We start from the raw sequence: 18,549 nt of genomic DNA on the forward strand, positions 1-18,549 counted from the left end.
TGTCGGTATTAAAGCCACCGAAAGTCACGCAACTGTTTCACCGCTGCCGCGGAACGTTACAACTGAAATAGAGGCGGCGCTCCGGCTCTGTTGCAACAAGGGAAACCGGACGAGCGCGGTCATCAGACAGAAGAGCGGTTATGTGGCAAGGGAATAGAATTGGGGAGTGTCCCGAATTTTGTGTAAACGGGTTTGTGTTTAAGCCGGCACCAGCCGTTCTTCGAACTGGATGGTGAAGCGGTTCAGGGCTGCTTTCCAGTCCCGGATCGGCATCGACCACTTCTTGCTGATGTTGTTCAGCGCCAGGTAGAACAGCTTGGTCACGGCCTCGTCGGTCGGGAATGAGCTACGGGTCTTGATCACCTTGCGCAGGCTCATGTTGATCGATTCGATGGCATTTGTGGCGTAAATCACCTTCCTGATCTCTGGCGGGTAATCGAAGAACGGAATGACGCGTTCCCAGTTGCGCCGCCAGCTCTGCCCGATCGACGGGTAGTCCCTGTCCCACTTCGCCTCGAAGGCGCCCAGCATCTGCTGCGCCATCTCGACGGTCGATGAAGTGTAGATCGTCTTCAGATCGGCGGCGACCTCGCGCTGCACCTTCCACGAGACGGAGTTCAGGCTGTTGCGCACCATGTGCACGATGCACAGTTGCACGGCCGCTTTCGGATAGACCACTTCAATGGCTTCGGGGAAGCCTTTGAGCCCGTCGACACAGGCAATAAAAATGTCCTGCACGCCGCGTGTTTTCAACTCGGTGACCACCTGCAGCCAGAACTTCGCGCCCTCGGTCTGGGCGATCCACAGGCCCAGGACCTCCTTGTGGCCATCCATGTTCACGCCGATGGCCAGATAGACCGCCTTGGTCCGCACCGCGCCACTGTCGCGCACTTTGACGTGGATGCAGTCCAGGTAGACGATCGGGTAAAGCGCGTCGAGCGGGCGAGTCTGCCAGATCTTCACCTCCTCGCTGACTGCGTCGGTGACGGCGGAAATGAGGGTGGGCGACACTTCAGTGCCGTACATTTCCTCCAGATGGCCCTGAATCTCCCGTACGCTCAGTCCCCGTGCATAGAGCGAGATGATCTTGTCATCAAAGCCCGTCCAGCGCGTCTGATGGCGCCCCACCAGTTTCGGCTCGAACGCACCCTGGCGGTCGCGCGGAATATCGAGCGGTAGCTGTATCGCGGGTGCGCCCGATCTGTACGAAGGAGGGTGTGATGTGGGCGTCGTTCTGGCGACTTCGCTTCCGGAACATCCGGTGGAACGAAGCCTCGGCTGCGTCTATCGCCATACATGCGTTGCGTCGCAAATCCTGAAGACTGGCGCCTGTAGCCGTGCAACCTCCCGCAACATGCAACGCCTCTGTGACATAGGCTGCAGCCGCCCCGATAGCAGCAGCCAGTGCATGCGTGATACGGTGCTTCTCCCAACGCGGCCACGCGAGCGTCGAAATGGCGATCGCAAGCGCCGCCCCGGCCACGCTGTTGGACACACGAGCAAGCGTGAGCGCGAGCTCCGACCCGCTGGGCTGCCCAAGCTGTGCAACGAGGATAAAATGCGCCGTGAGAAACAGCGCGTATGCCCAGTAGCTGACTGAACGCGCTGCAAGCGTACCTATCGCCAGTGGCAGCACCGCCAAGGCGAGCAGCAGCGGCGAGTGGATGAAGCAACCCAAAACCGCGGCGACAAGCGCGCCGACGATCGTGCCGGCAACGCGGTGTGCGGAGCGCTTCAACGTCATGGCAACGTTCGGCTGCACGAGGAACAGTGCGGTCAGGCTCAACCAGTAGCCATGGTTCGGACTGAAATGCCGAACGAGTGCGACGGATAGTGCACTGGCGAGCGCGACACGAATTGCATGCTGGAGCCAGATGGATTCTGTGTTGAAGTTCGCGACCGCCTCTTCCCAGAACGAGCTATTGCAGCGCGGCGTCGCGACCCGAAGCAAAGCAGCGGCCGACGTGCGGAATCTGCTGCTTGCGGCAATTTCGGCGGTCTCGATGTGGTGACGAACGGCATGGCCTACCTGGCGGAGGGCCGCGGTTACGGGTGCACCGTTGATTCCCTCTCCACGTGCCGCAGAAATTTCGCGGTGGCAAATTTCGAAGCGCTCGACAGACGCATCAAACCGGCACAGCCGTTGAGCAAAATCCCCCCGCGCTGCCCTGCCGGGAAAGCCAAAACAAGGCACGAGCGCACCGAGAAGGTCGTCCAGCTCCGCAAGGGCTGTCGATATACTCTCGCGCAGCCGGCTTGGCGTTTGTTCGCCTACTGGGCCCGGCGCCAGCAGATGCTCAAGAGCGACCAGCGCCACAAACGACTGTTCCGCTGTGAAAGCAAGTTCAACGGCCCATCGGCTTCCGGCTCCGCTCTCCGGTCCTTGCCCCGCCGAAGCTACTGCGCTGCGGGTAGTCTCCAGGAGTTCACGGACCCTGACCCGCCAGGCGCCAGGAGGGCCGCCCCCGTCACTGTCGGTCCCTGCCAGGCGGCGCGATAGTTTCCCGGCGAACCCGGACATTTCGAACTAGCAGACGGCGACCGCGCGCCGCGCGGGCGACAACGGATCGGTATGCCACAGCAGTATGGCGAACGCCACCGCCCACAGATTCCCATACAGGAAGTAAGCACCGTACGCGACGGCATGAGAGAGATCGCCAGCCGGAAATGCAACTGATAGCGCGAAGTCGGTCGCCACCAGCAGTGCGCACAAACCGACTTTGGAACCCTTGACTCCAGCGAATGCACCGACAAAACCTGTCAACGCTGCGAGCACCAGCGCAAGCGTCGCCCAGGCTCCCACCCACGCCCCCAGGCCCGAAGCGACCGCACCAGCCGCGCCAAACGCCAAAGCGAAGCGGAGTCTGGTTCGCCTGCTGCCGCCCGGGTCACAGAAACATGTCCAGAACGCCGCAATCGCAGACCAGCTCAAAAGCGGCGTGTGCGGGACCGCCGCCAGCACCGCCGGCGTCGCGCATACGATTCCGCCCCGCAACGCATCGCCCAAAGGCATGTGGCGCAGCGTCCCGGAACCAGTCAGTCGCCGTAGAACAGCCCGTGTTGAAGGAGTCATGGAATCAGATCCTGAGAGCGTTGTCGAGCGGTCAGCCTCGCCGCTGCACCGCATGTCGGCATTAAAGCCGCGGAAAGTCACGCAACTGTTTCGACGTCGCCGCAAAACATTACCAATGAAACACGGATGGCGCTCCTCTTGTCCGACAGGCGCCCCGCTGGGAGGCGCGCTTGTTCGCGCCGGCCCCGGCACTTTCATCACAGCCGCGATCCGATCGTCGAGCGCATTGCGCGCATGCGCGATCGAGCCATTTCATCTGCAACCGAACCCGCTCGTATTTGAAACCCTCGGGTAATGGCCTGTTGATGAAATTCAGTCATCGGATGTGAACGCAGCGACGGGCGTCAGGCGGACAACGAATGCAATCAACGAGTTGCCCCACCGTTGCGCGTCGCACCACCCGGTATCCGTCGTAGCTCGGCCTCGCAATGTGCCGATGCTGCCAATCACGCTGACTAACCTCTCAATCCTTTAAAGGAAAGCAAATGAATCGCAGAGAAATGATTCAATCGACCCTTCTTGCCTCTCTGGCCGTCGCCGGGACTTCCGCGTTCGCTCAAGGTGCTGCTTCCGAAGCAGTCGTACCAGAGGCCGGTTTCCGCCGGGAAACTGACAGCATGGGCGTTGTCAACGTTCCAGCCGACAAGCTGTGGGGCGCACAGACGCAGCGTTCGCTCGAACACTTCAGCATTGGCGGCGATCTGATGCCGCGCGAAATGATCACGACGTACGCGATCCTGAAGAAGGCAGCCGCGAATGCGAACTTCGCCGGCAAGCGGCTGAACGCGCTGCAACACAAGCTGATCGTGCAGGTGTGCGATGAAATTCTCGCCGGCCAGCATCACGACATGTTCCCGCTGCATGTGTGGATGACCGGCAGCGGCACGCAGTTCAACATGAACGTGAACGAGGTCATCTCGAACCGCTGTTGCCAGATTGCCGGCACGCCGCTCGGCAGCAAGACGCCGGTCCATCCGAACGACCACGTGAACATGTCGCAATCGTCGAACGACTCGTTCCCGTCGGCGATGTATATGGCCGCCGCGATCAACGTCAAGCAGCGGCTGATGCCCGCCGTGGCGGCGCTGCGCGATTCGATCGCAGTGAAAGCGAACGACTGGAAGGACATCGTCAAGATCGGTCGGACCCACATGCAGGATGCGACGCCAATCACGCTCGGGCAGGAATGGTCCGGTTATGCCGGCATGCTAACGGACAACCTCGAACGCTTCGACGATGCACTGAAGGGCGTCTACCGTCTCGCGCTCGGCGGCACGGCGGTGGGCACCGGCCTGAACTCGGCACCCGGATTCGCCGAAGCGTCGGCGGGCGAGATCGCCCGGCTCACGAAACTGCCGTTCGTGACGGCGCCAAACAAGTTCACGGTACAGGGAGCGCACGACGCGCTGGTCCACCTGTCTGGAACAATGCGCACGCTCGCGGTTTCGCTCTTCAAGATCGCGAACGATATCCGGCTGATGTCGTGCGGCCCGCGCGCGGGCTTCGCCGAACTGATCATTCCGGCAAACGAACCGGGTTCGTCGATCATGCCGGGCAAGGTCAACCCGACCCAAGCCGAAGCGCTCGCGATGGTCGCCGCCCAGGTGATCGGCGACGACGTGTCGACCGGCATCGGCGGTGCGAGCGGTTACCTCGAAATGAACGTCTACAAGCCGCTGATCATTTTCGACATCACGCACTCGATCACGATCATGACCGACTCGTGCACGACCTTCCGCAAGTTCCTGATCGAAGGGACGAAGCCGAACCTGAAGAAGATCAAGGAGGACGTCGACAGTTCGCTGATGCTCGTGACGGCGCTTTCGCCGGTCATCGGCTACGACAAGGCGTCGAAGATCGCGCACTACGCGTACGACAACGACCTCACGTTGAAGGAAGCCGCGCTAAAGCTCGGCTTTGTCAATGAGGCTGAGTTCGATAAGGTCGTCGATCCGAAGAAGATGGTGACGCCGTACGTCGCACACGAGTAACCGGGCGTTCCGGCTGCCTTCCTGTTAGCCGCGTTGCCCGACACCCGTCGGCGGCTTTTAACAAACCGCTCGACGGACGTATTAAGCACCGCATCCCGGCCTGACGGCCAAGTTTCATGCCGCAATCACTGACGCGGCGACTTCGTAGGAGATTTGTCATGGGTTCCCTAAGCATCTGGCATTGGTTGATTGTGCTGGCGATCATTTCGCTGGTGTTCGGCACGAGCAAGCTGCGCAGTATCGGAAGCGATCTCGGCTTCGCGGTCAAGGGTTTCAAACAAGGCGTTAAAGAAGCCGAATCGCTCGCCGGACTGGAGCCGCAATGGTCGCCACGCGGCGCAACGGAGGAAGTCGACGCGAAGGAAACGGTGCGTCGTACCGACGATTTTCGCTGATCAAACGCCTATCGGGCGCGGATGGAGGATACAACGATGCTGGACTTCGATCTTTCCAAAATGGCGTTGATAGGCGTAGTTGCGCTCATCGTCCTCGGACCGGAACGCCTGCCGCGCGTAGCGCGCACGGCAGGCGCACTCCTCGGTCGGGCGCGGCGTTATGTCAACGAGTTGAAATCTCAGGTAACGCGCGAGATGGAACTCGACGAACTGCGCCGGATGAAGGCTCAGTTTGAGTCGACCGTGGGCCGCTTCGAAGACGCGATCGACTCGACCAGGTCTGGCCAGCGCGATGCGTTATCAACACTCGCCAGGCCGGACTCACCGATTGCAATCGCAGGTGGCGACACATCAGCGATCGGCGTGAGCAATGGCGTTACATCGCGCACTATCCCAAAAAATGCATCTGGAGATTCGACGCGACGCAGACGCCCGATGCGCGCCGGCCTGCGAAACGGCAATCGCGCGCCGGACGCTGGTTCTCAGGTGATCCTGTTGCGCAAGGCACGATCCGGCGGCAATCGTCCCGCGACGCGACCACAGCCGGTGCGCTTCTTTTGAACTTCAACCGTTGCATCAGACAGGTGAGCGCCGTGAGTGACCTACCGCAAACACAAACCGACCTTGAAAACCAAACCTACCTCTCGCATCTCGTCGAGCTGCGCCGCCGGCTGGTTCGCGCGGGAGCTGCGCTGATCGTCGCGTTCGTCGGTCTTGTCTATTGGGCGCCCGATATATTCCGTCTGCTCGCCCGGCCGCTAATGCAGAATCTGCCGGAAGGCGGCAAGCTGATTGTCACCGACGTCACCGGCTCGTTTTTTGTACCGATGAAGGTGACGATGCTCGTCGCGTTCGTAATCGCACTGCCATGCGTGATGTATGAGTTATGGGCGTTCGTTGCGCCGGGCCTCTACCGGAATGAAAGGAAGCTAATCGGGCCGCTGATCGGCAGCAGCTATGTGCTGTTCCTGTGTGGCATGGCGTTCGCGTACTTCGTCGTGTTTCCGACCATCTTCCGTCTGATGGCACACTACAACGCGCCGCTTGGCGCGGAAATGACCACCGATATCAACAACTACTTGAGCTTCGTGATGACGATGTTCATTGCGTTCGGCGTGACGTTCGAGGTGCCGGTCGTCGTTGTTATGCTCACGCGCACCGGCATCGTCAGCATCGCGAAACTCCGGCAGATACGGCCTTACGTGATCGTCGGAGCCTTCGTGATCGCTGCTGCCATTACGCCGCCGGACGTGTTCTCGCAGCTGATCCTCGCTGTGCCGCTGATCGTTCTCTACGAGGCGGGGCTGATCGCGGCGCGTCTCATCGCCGGCGCCCGATCCGGCGACACGCGTGCGCATTTCGACGTGGATTGACATCGGTTCTGCACGACTCTGACCGTAACGATCCGGCCGCTCACATTTCATTGGTTCCGATTTCCTTGTAACTCACATCGGAATAGAACGAGAACTTCGCCTTGCGCGAGGTCCACGTTCGTTATCCTCAGAACAATTGCTTCGATCTTCGCGTTGGGACGGCTCAGAACCAGCGACCTAATCTTTTGATATCCCGATTCTGATTGAGTCAATCTCCGCCGGCATGGAGTTCGTGGCTGGCGACATCATATCGACTGGTACTCCTACCGGAGTCGGAATCGGTACGACATCTCCGCGTTTCCTCAAAGCGGGTGACACCGTGGAAGTATCTATTTCGGGATTGGGAACATTGACAAACACATTCGGCTTACCTCACAGGCGTCATCGTGAGTTCTTTGAACGCATCGTCTGCCGAGGCGATGCGCCCTCTTTTGTGTGCGGATTCAACCCGTCGATGCAACACACTTGAGCCTGCGCGAGCGGCAGGAGTGTTGCAATGAAGCAAAGACGACGGATTGACTGCACAGAGAGCCAGAAGGCGCTGATGTGGGAGCACTGGCAGAAAGGTCAATCTCTTCAGCACATTGCTCAACTGTTTGACCGGAATCACTCGTCTGTAGAGCGGATTCTGGCTGAGACAGGGGGAATAAGGCCGGCACCGCGTCGCCGATCTCCGTTGGCGCTAACGTTGGCCGAGCGCGAGGAGATATCGCGGGCGCTGGTTTCAGGCGATTCACTGCATTCGATTGCAAAGCAGCTCGGTCGGGCTGCCTCCACCGTCAGCCGCGAAATCTGGCGAAACGGCGGACCAGAATGCTATCGGGCGAATCAGGCTGATCGACTGGCGTGGGATCGTTCACGGCGTCCCTAACCCTGTAAGCTTGTTAAGAATCGGACGCTGGCACGCCTGGTAGTGGCCAGGCTCCAACTGCAATGGTCACCCGCGAACAATAGTTTGCGACTCGCATAACGAAACGTCAGTGCCACGGGTGGTGCCGGGAATATCAGTTTCCAGATTCTCTTCTGCTGCGGCGATACCATCTGCTTGAAAGCCGCGCCAGCCGGAACGTTGATCCAGATGCCAACACCAGGAGGGCAATGACCGGGCTGTAGTCGACCTTACACATCAGATCGGTCAGATAGAACGTAGGTAGCGCGACGAGCGGGTGGTAAATCGCGCGACCTATCAGGTCTTCCATCGGTTTCTCGCAGTAGTTTGGCTGTACGAACCGGCAAGTCACTGTGAACGAGTCAGTCAGCAAAAGCGGATCGCAATATCAGGATTGCCGCTTCGGGTTCGTCGCTCGCCATGCCGGCAGACGGCGGCAGACACCCGTTGCTGGCGTGTCTCCGCTTTGCCGAATGTGCGTTACCGGACATCACTCGAATGGACTGACAGATTGTCAATGCCCGGCATACAGGGAACGGGACGACATTGCATTTGCCGCCAAACCTGTCTGCGAGGAACCGGCCTGCGCTACGCCGCCCACGGCGTCAACCGCGAGCCGGTCACCATCCTGCTTAGCAATTTTTGCTTCGGCGGCCTGGATGTCGGCGGGATAGTGCGGATCGTCGCCTGCCGAGGGGTTATAGCCAGCCTTTTCGAGTTGCACGAGTTGCGCGCGGACCTCGGCGCGGGTTACCGGACCATTGGTCGCGGCGAAAGACATGATCGGGCTGGCAAGCACGGCAACAGCAACGGCAACCGACGCGAGGGATTTCATGATTAAGCATCCTTATCAAGGTTTAAAGAGGTATGAAACTAGTGACATCGACCGACGTCTTGATCCTTAAACAGGATCGAACCGGGCGCCGCAGTGAGTAGTCGGGATCTATATCGTCGCCAGTCACTGCATCCGCATCCGATGACTGAATTTAATCAACCCACTGTTACCCAAACGCTTCAGGTGCGCCTCGCTTCGGTTACAAGTGAAATGCTCGAAGGCATCGCAAATGGAGAGTTGTGGTTGACGAATAGTGACGCGGCGTTTAGGAAGACACGTCGCGTCTCGTGTTCGTGATGATGGCAAGCAGGCCGGCGAAACCGGGCCGGATATTGGGCGAGGCGCGTCGGCAAGCGGCTATTGCGCTTGCGCCGAAACGAGCGCTGGAAGAGGCGCGTGACCATTGCACCGCATTACGCAGCGGAGCCTCGTGTGCGAGGCAGGAACCGGATGACGAAGACCGGGGCCTGCGAGCCATGGCAATCAGGCGCGCGTGGATCATGCACGCTCCCGTCACGGCACGCAGGTAGCCCGCTCCGCGCGGCGTCAACTTACCTTCGCGGCAGGGAGTGGACAAAATCTGGGGGAGGCACGCCTGGTCTAAACTGCAGTAGTTGACCTACTGGGGAGACGGCCATGGAACTGCGTTGGAAAATTCTTCTGCAACGACAGGGAACGGACGAGACAGTCCCCGTTGGCTCTGTTAGTCGCCCGGTGAATGGCGCTACCCCTGCCGATTTCGGATTGTCTCTTGCCGAAGGTCGTCAACTGCTGGCTGCGCTGCAACAATGCGTGGCCCAAGACCAGATTAACGCATACGATAAGCTTCGTCGGAACTGCCGGGAATGCGGCAGCTATCGGCGCGTCAAGGATTGGCGTCCCCGGACCTTTTCGACTGCACTTGGCAGAGTGCAGGTTAAGGTGCCGCGGGTCGTCTCCTGCTTGTGCACGCCTGAGCCGTACGATGACAACGGGGACTCTATCAGTCTGCGGTTTTCAGAATGTTCCATTGAGCCTCTTCTGCCGACGCGACGCACCCCAGAGTTAACATACCTTTGCGCTAAACACGGTGCCTCCGTTTCCTATCGTGAGGCCGCACGTTCCGTCGCCGACCTGGCGGGACTGCCGACGCTATCACACACTACAGTCCGCAAAGATACCGTTCGGTGCGGCGAATATGTCGAAAACGAACAGTTCCGGATCGGATGGTTAGCTGGCGCACGAAAGCGCAACAGCGCCAGCCACCTGCGGATCGCGATCGATGGAACGGTATTGAGCGCGAACCAGTTTCAGGAAGTTCGCAAATTCGAAGTCATCGCAGGCAGGGTCGAGCGCGATGGCCAAATGGCGCGAAGATTTGTGTCTGCTTTGCAGCGTCCGAGCTTGACCCGGGTTCTTGTGGCGGGCGCGCTCGATCAATGTGGCTGGGTTCCATCAACCATAATCGACGTGATCTCGGATGGTGCTCGCGGAATGCGCTCGCTGGTGACATCAATAGCTCCTCGTGTATCGCCCAGGATTCTTGACTGGTTCCACGTCAGCATGAAGCTGCGGGCTGTACGATCTTCCATTTGTGCGTACAACTATTTCTCTAAGCGACCTGAAATCATGCAGCGATCAGAGCGCCTTCTTGGCAGAGTGCGCGACGCGCTATGGCGCGGTCGGGGTGAGACGGCAATCGAAATGCTCCGCACGCTGGCCGCCTCTTTGGCAATCGCTGCAGAAGAACTGCCTTTTTTCTATCGACTCACCTCAGGTACTGCTTATCGTGCAACCGTCCGTCTGCTCACATTCCTCGAGCACAACAGAAAGGATCTTGTCGACTATCAACGCGCAAGAATGGAAGGACGCCGTGTGTCGTCGGCGTCAGCAGAGTCTGTAATGAATCACTTGATCAATCGTCGTCTCTCAAAACGGCAACAAATGCGATGGTCCATGCACGGGGCCCACTATCTGCTGCAGACCCGCGTCGAGCTGCTCGATGGAAGACTGGAACGCTGCTTTCGAAACCGATACCCGCACTTCAGGTCACCCGAGGCCGTTCGGCGTTGAACGAACACTCCCCCACTTTTCGTCCGCTCCCGACAACTTGTCACACTGGAGCAACTCGCCTCCGCTCAACAACGCCCTCGCGTTACCGACGACGGCCAGCTTTTTCTCAAAGCTGCTGCTCGCATGCTTGACGACAAATGACACTTACTGGGTGATCCAGTTCTTCAGCCAAGGGAGCCTTCCTTGAGTGACTCGTGGGCGGGAATTGTCGTGGGGGGTTTTGGGACTGGCCGTCGCCGCGGTGCTGGTTGCCAGTCACTACCGTCGCGAATTGATACGGCGGAGGATGCTCGGGCAGATGGGCCCACGCCAGTGTTGGGACGTGATGCGTCACCGCCGATGAAAAGCATATTTTCAAAGTTGCAGATGGTCGCGGCTTAGGGGGCCTTAAGCGAACCGGCGAGGCGGTTCGGCGCGATCTGACGAGACGTTCGCGCGGTGCGGTGACCTGAGCTCGACGGAGCAAACCTGAAGACAGGCCGCCCCGCCCTTTGCCGAAGCGCAGCGCCCGCGCGCTCCTAAAGCAAGCTGTTGCGCTGACGCACCGCGCGCCTCGCCCCCTGGGACAGCGCGTAATACGCGAACCCACCCACCAGCATTCCGGCGACCGCATCGGAGAACCACGGCGCCGTCGCGTGCACGAGCACCGCAACGAACGCGCCACATGCCCACGCCGCGAACGCACTGCCACGGAAGTTCGGCACGTCGTCGTCGTACGAGTAATGCCGCACAAGGATCTGGTCTACGATGATCACCGCGCCGATCGGGGGTACGAGCACGCCGAGCAGGTTCAGCCAGTTCAGGAACAGACTCCACACGCCTGCCACGGCCAGCACTCCACCAAGTAACCCGAGAAGGACGGTCATCGTTCTCATCTTCCTGTTCGCGATGCGCCCCCAGCCCACCGCACCGTTGTACAGGCAATGTGTGCACACCGACCCGAGGTTCACGAAGACGAAGATCAGCGCAATGGCCGACAGCACGCCGCCATGGCTGGTCAGAACCGACATGAAGTTGCCACCCTCGGTCGCCGGCGCTGCGGCGGCCCCTGCGCATACGATCACGACGCCGAACACCTGCGCGACCATGTTGGCAAATGGAAACGCGGTGAGGGTTGCATAGACCGCACTCTCTCCGTCCTTCGACCAGCGGGTGAAATCCGCGGTCATCGTGCCAGAATCGGCAAACGTCGCCACCACCAGCGTGATGGCGCCGCCGAAGGACATCATGCTGTTCGCGCCGAGCCCGTCGTACGCAAGCACACCCGACAGCGAATGCTCAGATCCGATCAGATACAGCGCCGCAAATCCCAGAATCAAATAAAGCGGCGCGGCGATCATGCCGACGATCGAGAGCGCGCGAATACCGATAAACGTCACAGCGGTATAGAGCAGCGTGGCCGCTACGATGGTCGCCGTTTCGTTCCACCCGAACGACGCGTGCACCGTCGTCCCGGTGAGACCGGTCTGAAACGCAAACCATCCGACAACAACACTCGCGAGAAAGCCGGATGTGATCGCGTAGCCCTTTTTGCCGAATGTACGCTCGGCCTGCAGCGCAAAACTGCGGCCGGTATTACCGGCGATGAAGCTTAACGTGCCCACGTACGCAAGCAGAATCGCGTTGCCTATCAGGATCGCGAGCAGTGCTCGCGAAAAGCCGAGGTTGTAGGCGATGATGCCGGCGAATACCGCGTTCGTGATGATCATTGGAAAGCCGAACCACACCGCCGCCACCGAAGACAACCGGTGACGATGCGAGAGTGGAACGGGCTTGTGCTCGAACTCTTCGTCGAGCCCGTGCTGTTCGGTCGAGCTGGTCATGATGTCCCCCTGGGTTTCCTGGCTGGATAGGCTGTTCACTGGACGAGGCCGAGGTCCTTGAGCAGCGGCGGCACCGTATTGCGCCACGGACGCGCCCGCTCGAACGCCGCCGACGCGCGCAGCACCAGCGGATCGTCGAGATGGCGCCCAACGATCTGCAGGCCGATCGGCAGGCCGTCGCTTGTGAAGCCCGCCGGCACGGAGGCCGCCGGCTGGCCGGTCAGGTTGATCGGATAGGTGAACGAGAGCCACTGCGTTGGCGCGACCATGCGGCCGTCGGTTTTCTCCGGTCCCTGGCAATGAACGGGGAAAGGCGGGACCGTCAGCGTCGGCGTCAGCAACAGGTCGTAGTTCGTCATGAAGCGCCACATCTTGTTGACCACGCTCTTGCGGGTCACCATTGCGTTGGTGAAGTCCTCTGCGGTCCACGGATGATTCAGAAACGCGACTAGGTGCGGCGACATCTCTTTGCCCCACCGAGCCACCATTTCACGCATGCCTTTGAGGTCGGTATCCATCGCGACGATCGCCCAGAACGCGTCGAAGGGATCGCTCCACCCGGGATGCGCGATCTCGACGCTACAGCCCAGATCGCGCTCGAAGACACGCACTGCGTCATCGACTACGCGGCGCACCTGCGGGTCGACAGCCGCGTAGCCCCAGTCCGGGCTGTAGGCAACACGCAGCCCTTTCAGGTTGCCGTCGAGCGCTTTTAGCCAGTCGAAACCGGCGGACGGCAGCGAATGGCGGTCGCGCGAATCAGGCCCTGCGATCACTGACAGCATCAGTGCGCTATCCGCGACCGTCCGGCTCATCGGGCCAATATGCTCCAGGCTCTCCCAACTCGATACGCCTGGGTAGCGTTCATCACGGCAGCCGGGATAGAGCGGCACGCGCCCCATCGACGGCTTGATGCCGTAAATTCCCGAATGCGCCGCCGGAATACGGATCGATCCGCCGCCGTCGCTGCCGATGGCAAACGGCACCTCGCCGCTCGCCACCGCCGCGCCGGAACCCGCGCTGGAGCCACCTGGCGTCATGTCCAGATTCCATGGGTTCCGGGTGGTTTCGAATACCGGGTTGTGGCCAACACCGCTGTAGCCGAATTCCGGCACGTTGGTCTTTCCGACGATGATCGCGTCGGCCTTTTTAAGGCGCTCGACGACCACGTCGTCTTCGTCGGGCACAAAATCCCTGTACGCAGGCGAGCCGGACGCGGTCCTGATGCCCGCCGTGCTGACGAGGTCCTTGATGCCCACAGGCACGCCGGCCAGTGCACCCACCTCGTCGCCGCGCAGAATGCGTGCTTCCACTTGGCGCGCCTGCTCGCGCGCCGCTTGCAATGTAATGGTGCAGAACGCGTGAATCGACGGCTCGAGCGCATCCATTCGCGCCAGGTGTGCCTCGACCACTTCGACGGGCGAAAGCTCCTTGCTGCGAATGGCCCTCGCGAGGGCGACCGCGTCCATGCCGCAGATCTGTTGCTTGACGTCCATGCTCATCTCCTGATCCGGTTTTTGGGTGGTGCGCTAACTATCCATCGATGTTGTGAACGAGTCTCCACCATCCGTTGAACAGGCTGTGTCGGTTTGTTAAAATTTGTGAACAGGAGGACGCGGGAGTGCTACAGCCCGGGCTGGGCGGCGGCCGGCCCAATCGCGAAGGACTGGCCGCGCGCGTCCCGGATGGGTGGGGGCAATAAGCATTCACGAGGAACCTATGCAGCAGAACCGGACTGATCAGCGAATTGCCGTGGTCGATGACGACCCATCCATACGCGAAACACTTGAAGGGTTTCTGGAAGCGGAAGGCTACGAGATCTGCTGCGCGGCCGATGCCGACGAACTCGACCGGATCATGCGCGTCCGTCCGGTGGACCTCGTGCTACTCGATATCCGGCTGCCGGGGCGCGACGGCCTGTCGTTGACGCGCGATCTGCGCGAAAAGTCCGAGATGGGCATCATTCTGATCACGGGCCGAAACGACAAGGTCGATCGCATTCTCGGCCTCGAATACGGCGCGGACGACTACATCGCGAAACCGATCGATGAACGTGAACTGCTGCCGCGCGTGCGCAATCTGCTGCGGCGCGTGGAACACAGCCGTAGCGTCACCGCGCCTTCCATGCTGTCGTTCGGCCGGTTTCAGCTCGACACGCGCGGGCGCAGCCTGACCGACCCGGCGGGCCAAAGCGTGCCCCTCACGACCGCGGAGTTCGATCTCCTTTCGGTATTCGTCCGGAACGCGGGCCAGGTGATGTCCCGGGAGCGGCTGATCCTGGCCATCAAGCGGCGGCACTTCGAGTCAATGGACAGAACGATTGACACGCTCGTGCGCCGCTTGCGTCGCAAGATCGAGGCGGATCCCGACAATCCACACCTGATCAAAACCGTTCATGGCACCGGGTATCTGTTCTCGGGTCCGACCGGCGCAGACGACAACAGGGTGCGCACGTAGGACTCCACATCCCGGTAGATGATGACGACAGTCAACGTCGCGTCCGAAACCTGTATCGCGCTTCCTGTCCGGGCAATCTGCTCCAGATCCGCAGCGGCGTCCGCCAACTGCTGAAACCCGACGTTCGACGCCGCGCCCGCGAGACGATGTGCGTTCTCCGCGACCTTCTCGAGGCTCGCGCGAGCGCAACCGTTCACGATTCCTTCAAGGGCCTCGCTGGCGGTTTGCGCGAACGCCGCGACGATCCGCAGGGTTCGATTCTGTCCCAGCTTCTGGCGCAGCCGTTCGATGCGCTCCGGTTCTTCGGTCACGACGGTTTGCGCCGGCAGCGTCGCCTGCCGCAACGCCGAGCGCAGGGTTTCCACCTCGACCGGCTTTTCGATGATCCCGTCGATGCCGCGCAGCAAATAAAGTGGTTTGTCAGTCGGCAGAGGATTCGCGGTTAGCCCGAGTATCGGGCCCGTATGCCGGTGCGGCTCGCGGCTCGACCGGATCGCTGCAGTGGTGGCGAGCCCGTCCATCACGGGCATGCGGATATCCATCAACACCAGGTCGAAATGCTGCGTCTTGAGGATATCCAGCGCTTCCTGCCCTGAGCCGGCGGACGTCACATCGCACCCTTCGGCGCGCAGCAATTCGCTTACGACGTCGCGATTGAGCGCCACGTCGTCGACGACCAGCACGCGCGAGCTCAGCGCGACCTTCGGCACGCTTTCCTCGCGCTCCGCCAATGCGAACGGCAAGCGCACCGCGAAGGTCGAACCGTGCCCGATGTCGCTGCGTACCGAAATCGAGCCGCCCATCGCTTCAGCGAGACCTTTGCTGATCGCAAGGCCCAGACCCGTTCCTTCGAAGCGCTTTTCATGTCCGGTTTCCGCCTGCGAGAACGGACGGAACAGCTGCGGGATGACGTCGGGGGCAATGCCGATCCCCGTGTCGGTCACTTCGACGACGATCTCGATCCAATCGTCACGGCGCGCGGCGACATCCGTCTTGACCTCGATGTGCCCTGACTCGGTGAACTTGATGCCGTTGCTGACCAGGTTGATGATGATCTGCTGCAAGCGCGCAGGGTCACCGAATACGGCTGACGGCAGCGGCGTAAGCGCGCTCACGCGGACCATCAGGCCCTTCTCCACGGCGGCGGCACTCGCCAGTGTGGCGGCGCCCGTGATCACTTCGCGCAAATCGAAGCGACGACGGTCCAGCCGGACGTGCCGGACTTCGAGCAAGGCGAGGTCGACAATGTCGTTGATGATCGCCGCCAGCGTCTTACCGGCCTGAATCATCCGGCGCACAATCTGCGCAGCGCCTTCGGGAAGCTCATATTGGACGAGCAGTTGCGCGAGTCCGAGCACCCCGTTGACAGGCGTTCTCAGCTCATGGCTTATCATCGCAAGCGATTCGGACTTCATCCGCTCGAGCGCCTCGGCCGCGTTCTTTGCTTTGACGAGCGCGGTCTCTGCGTCGTGCCTCACCGTGATGTCCGCCGCACTCGCAATGATCATCCGCTTCGAGCGCACCGGCAACGACTGCCGCGAAACCAGCAGGTGGCGGACGGCACCGCCGCTATCGGTTTCGAACTCGCTCGTCTCGATTGCGCCGCCCGTGTCCTGTTGAGAGATCAGCCACGTGAATAGATGCGCCTCGCGCCGCAGCGCTTCCTGCAATTTGCCGAGTGAGCGCAACGGATCGTCCAGAAAGAGATCAAGCGCCTGCCGGTTGGCGAATTCAATCTGTCCTTGCGCATCAATCAGCAGAAGCGGAATCGGCGACGCGTCTAGTAAGCGGTGCACCGAGTAGTCGCTTAACCGGCTCTCGCGCACGAGCAGGAGCAGGCATCCGAGGAAGAACACGCCGGCAATGTCCATCGTATTGCGGCCGAACAGGCCAGCCGCCAGCGCGGAAAGCGGTGCGGACGTCAAAACGGCGACCTTGCTGCCACGAAGCGACGCGAACAGCGCGCCGTTGCGGATGATGAACTTGCCTTGGGTGTCTTCGTTCTGCGCGTCTGACAGACCACGGCAGACGGGACTTTCCGCGCAGCCCGATGCGAGCGGAATTGCGATCGTCTTCTGCCCCGGCCATGCGGCGATGCCCGCGAGCGGGCTGCTCGAATGGCGTACAGCGTCATCAATGAGCGTTACACCGTCTGAAGTATCGACACGGGCTTCGGCAGAGGCAAACTGGATCGCGAGACGTGCCTGATGCAGGAGAAGATTGTCGAGCGCGTCTTTGCGTGCCTGAAAAAGCAGAAACGCGAGCGACGAAATCAGAACGATCACCACAATGGCGGTTCTCGCCTCGGCTGGAGGACGCGGGGTGAGCGCTCTGGTTCGGGTGCCGAACATGGACATCAGTCAAGTGCTTCCGCGCCAGCGTTAGACGCACCGAGATCCGTGCCGAGACGATGCGACGCCACACCGGACAGAACGAGATACAGGCAGCCCGCTGCAGGCGCGCTAATCAAAGGGGTGATCACGTCGGGGAACATCCGGTGACAAAAGAGCGCCACCGTCAGGCCCGCCCCCATCGCAAGCAGCGCGGCAAGATTGACGGGCGCCACCCTCGTGCGCGAGAACCCCACGCGCACACGCAGGACGTAATAGTCCGCGACGATCACTCCGCCAATCGGCGATACAACGGTCGTGAGCAGCAACGTCCACCCGGACACGTCGCCGACGGTGTTGCCAATGGCCAGTAGCAGGCCCAACAATGTGGCAACAGCCGTGATCGTCATCCACGGCAGTGTCGGAAAGGCGCTTTTGAACGTCGCCCCGGCGTTGGTGAGGCACGCATCGCAGGTGGTCCAGTTGGAGACGATGACGAGCACCAACAGGAGCCACGAGAGGGCGTTGCCCGCGGTGAACAGGTCGTTCACGCTGATACCGGCCGCAGCGACCAGCACACCCAAAATCAGGAACGGGAGATTCGACAGGAGGAAGCCGAATGCGGTCGCCTGCACCGCTTCGTTTCCGGTGCGGCAGTAACGCACGATGTCACCGGTCATCGTGCCGCTCACGACGAAGGTGCCGAATGCGATGCACACGCCTGTGCCGAACGGCAGCGTTCCGCCGATCGGGCCGTCCAGCAGTACAGCCCATCTGGGTGCGAGGTGATGCGCGATGACGATAGCGGCGAATAGCACCATCGCGGGGATCGCGATCGCTGTCATGTTGAAGCCGCGGCTGATGCGGAGAATGGCCGGTATCGCGAAAAGAACGCCAATCACGCAAATCGCGAGTGTCGAATCGCCCGGCAGATGCAGTATGCCGGCCAGGATCGAGGCGGTAAGCGCGACATGGAAAGCGAACCAGCCCGTTACGAGCGACCCGAGCAACGCGCCGGGGATGACGGCGCCCCAGCGGCCGAAGACTGCTTCGAGCACGAGTTGGGAACTCAAGCCCCAGCGGCCGGCTGCGAAACCGATCGCCGCCGAATAGATGAAAAGGATCCAGTTGCCGAGGATTGCGGCAAACAACGCGTCGAGCGTGCCTAGCGACGCCTGCAGGTGACTGCCGACGACAATGGAGGCGAACGCGGATGAGAAGCCGGACCACGCAAAAGCGGGGAAAATGAGCCCGCGCCGCCGCGGTAGCGGGATCGGCTGGGTGCTGGTACCGTCGTTTGCTTCGCGCAGAAGGTCCATGATTGCTGCTGA

15 protein-coding genes and 2 pseudogenes are annotated in these 18,549 nt (G+C 61.0%); 8 read left to right on the forward strand and 9 right to left on the reverse strand.

The annotated features are described in order from the left end of the window. Nucleotides 1-198: 198 nt before the first annotated feature. From GNZ13_RS20675 to GNZ13_RS20685, 3 genes and pseudogenes are all read right to left on the reverse strand, one after another. A pseudogene (locus GNZ13_RS20675) lies at nucleotides 199-1,182 on the reverse strand (IS256 family transposase); the annotation flags it as partial. Beyond that, nucleotides 1,094-2,521: an FUSC family protein gene (locus tag GNZ13_RS52485; RefSeq protein WP_236002101.1), complete on the reverse strand. Its 1,428-nt coding sequence runs from the start codon at nucleotides 2,519-2,521 to the stop codon at nucleotides 1,094-1,096. The pseudogene GNZ13_RS20675 and the gene GNZ13_RS52485, both read right to left, overlap by 89 nt. A 6-nt stretch (nucleotides 2,522-2,527) precedes the next feature. Further along, complete coding sequence (locus GNZ13_RS20685) at nucleotides 2,528-3,073, reverse strand: hypothetical protein (RefSeq protein WP_172167645.1); 546 nt, start codon at nucleotides 3,071-3,073, stop codon at nucleotides 2,528-2,530. 485 nt (nucleotides 3,074-3,558) lie between these two features. Between GNZ13_RS20685 and fumC the strand changes: the two genes are divergently transcribed. From fumC to GNZ13_RS20715, 6 genes and pseudogenes are all read left to right on the forward strand, one after another. Then, nucleotides 3,559-5,064, forward strand: coding sequence for a class II fumarate hydratase (gene fumC, locus GNZ13_RS20690; protein ID WP_172167647.1), 1,506 nt, complete (start codon nucleotides 3,559-3,561; stop codon nucleotides 5,062-5,064). A 158-nt stretch (nucleotides 5,065-5,222) separates the two neighbouring features. Next, entirely contained in the window at nucleotides 5,223-5,459 is a 237-nt protein-coding gene (gene tatA, locus GNZ13_RS20695) for a Sec-independent protein translocase subunit TatA (RefSeq protein WP_172167649.1), read from the forward strand. 36 nt (nucleotides 5,460-5,495) lie between these two features. After that, nucleotides 5,496-6,020: a Sec-independent protein translocase protein TatB gene (tatB, locus tag GNZ13_RS52490; protein ID WP_236002102.1), complete on the forward strand. Its 525-nt coding sequence runs from the start codon at nucleotides 5,496-5,498 to the stop codon at nucleotides 6,018-6,020. 32 nt (nucleotides 6,021-6,052) lie between these two features. After that, complete coding sequence (tatC, locus tag GNZ13_RS20705) at nucleotides 6,053-6,832, forward strand: twin-arginine translocase subunit TatC (protein WP_172167650.1); 780 nt, start codon at nucleotides 6,053-6,055, stop codon at nucleotides 6,830-6,832. Between the two features lie 196 nt (nucleotides 6,833-7,028). After that, nucleotides 7,029-7,301, forward strand: coding sequence for a fumarylacetoacetate hydrolase family protein (locus GNZ13_RS53855; RefSeq protein WP_328807264.1), 273 nt, complete (start codon nucleotides 7,029-7,031; stop codon nucleotides 7,299-7,301). A gap of 27 nt (nucleotides 7,302-7,328) precedes the next feature. Beyond that, nucleotides 7,329-7,775, forward strand: a pseudogene (locus GNZ13_RS20715) (transposase); the annotation flags it as partial. A 61-nt stretch (nucleotides 7,776-7,836) separates the two neighbouring features. Here the strand turns inward: GNZ13_RS20715 and GNZ13_RS20720 are convergent. After that, the gene (locus GNZ13_RS20720; RefSeq protein ID WP_172167653.1) at nucleotides 7,837-8,031 is read right to left on the reverse strand and encodes a hypothetical protein; all 195 of its coding nucleotides are present in this window, start codon (nucleotides 8,029-8,031) and stop codon (nucleotides 7,837-7,839) included. Between the two features lie 204 nt (nucleotides 8,032-8,235). Further along, nucleotides 8,236-8,556 (reverse strand): DUF4148 domain-containing protein, encoded by a 321-nt coding sequence (locus GNZ13_RS20725; RefSeq protein WP_172167655.1) that lies wholly within the window; start codon nucleotides 8,554-8,556, stop codon nucleotides 8,236-8,238. Between the two features lie 636 nt (nucleotides 8,557-9,192). Between GNZ13_RS20725 and GNZ13_RS20730 the strand changes: the two genes are divergently transcribed. Further along, on the forward strand, nucleotides 9,193-10,608 hold the full coding sequence (locus GNZ13_RS20730; protein WP_172167657.1) for an ISKra4 family transposase: 1,416 nt from the start codon (nucleotides 9,193-9,195) through the stop codon (nucleotides 10,606-10,608). A 518-nt stretch (nucleotides 10,609-11,126) separates the two neighbouring features. Here the strand turns inward: GNZ13_RS20730 and GNZ13_RS20735 are convergent. Together GNZ13_RS20735 and GNZ13_RS20740 are read right to left on the reverse strand one after the other, a co-directional pair. Continuing rightward, nucleotides 11,127-12,431 (reverse strand): purine-cytosine permease family protein, encoded by a 1,305-nt coding sequence (locus tag GNZ13_RS20735; protein WP_172167658.1) that lies wholly within the window; start codon nucleotides 12,429-12,431, stop codon nucleotides 11,127-11,129. Between the two features lie 35 nt (nucleotides 12,432-12,466). After that, a complete protein-coding gene (locus tag GNZ13_RS20740; protein WP_172167660.1) occupies nucleotides 12,467-13,927 on the reverse strand; it encodes an amidase in 1,461 nt (486 codons plus the stop codon). A gap of 223 nt (nucleotides 13,928-14,150) precedes the next feature. Between GNZ13_RS20740 and GNZ13_RS20745 the strand changes: the two genes are divergently transcribed. Next, nucleotides 14,151-14,888 (forward strand): response regulator transcription factor, encoded by a 738-nt coding sequence (locus GNZ13_RS20745; RefSeq protein ID WP_172167661.1) that lies wholly within the window; start codon nucleotides 14,151-14,153, stop codon nucleotides 14,886-14,888. On the opposite strand, the gene GNZ13_RS20750 is transcribed toward GNZ13_RS20745, so the two are convergent. Beyond that, the gene (locus GNZ13_RS20750) at nucleotides 14,825-17,245 is read right to left on the reverse strand and encodes an ATP-binding protein (RefSeq protein WP_236002103.1); all 2,421 of its coding nucleotides are present in this window, start codon (nucleotides 17,243-17,245) and stop codon (nucleotides 14,825-14,827) included. The two genes, GNZ13_RS20745 and GNZ13_RS20750, sit on opposite strands and share 64 nt — an antisense overlap. Then, nucleotides 17,245-18,537: a purine-cytosine permease family protein gene (locus GNZ13_RS20755; RefSeq protein ID WP_172167663.1), complete on the reverse strand. Its 1,293-nt coding sequence runs from the start codon at nucleotides 18,535-18,537 to the stop codon at nucleotides 17,245-17,247. Before GNZ13_RS20755 ends, GNZ13_RS20750 begins: the two co-directional genes overlap by 1 nt. Nucleotides 18,538-18,549: the final 12 nt, after the last annotated feature.

Source organism: Paraburkholderia elongata, from assembly GCF_013177735.1.
Taxonomy (GTDB): domain Bacteria; phylum Pseudomonadota; class Gammaproteobacteria; order Burkholderiales; family Burkholderiaceae; genus Paraburkholderia; species Paraburkholderia elongata.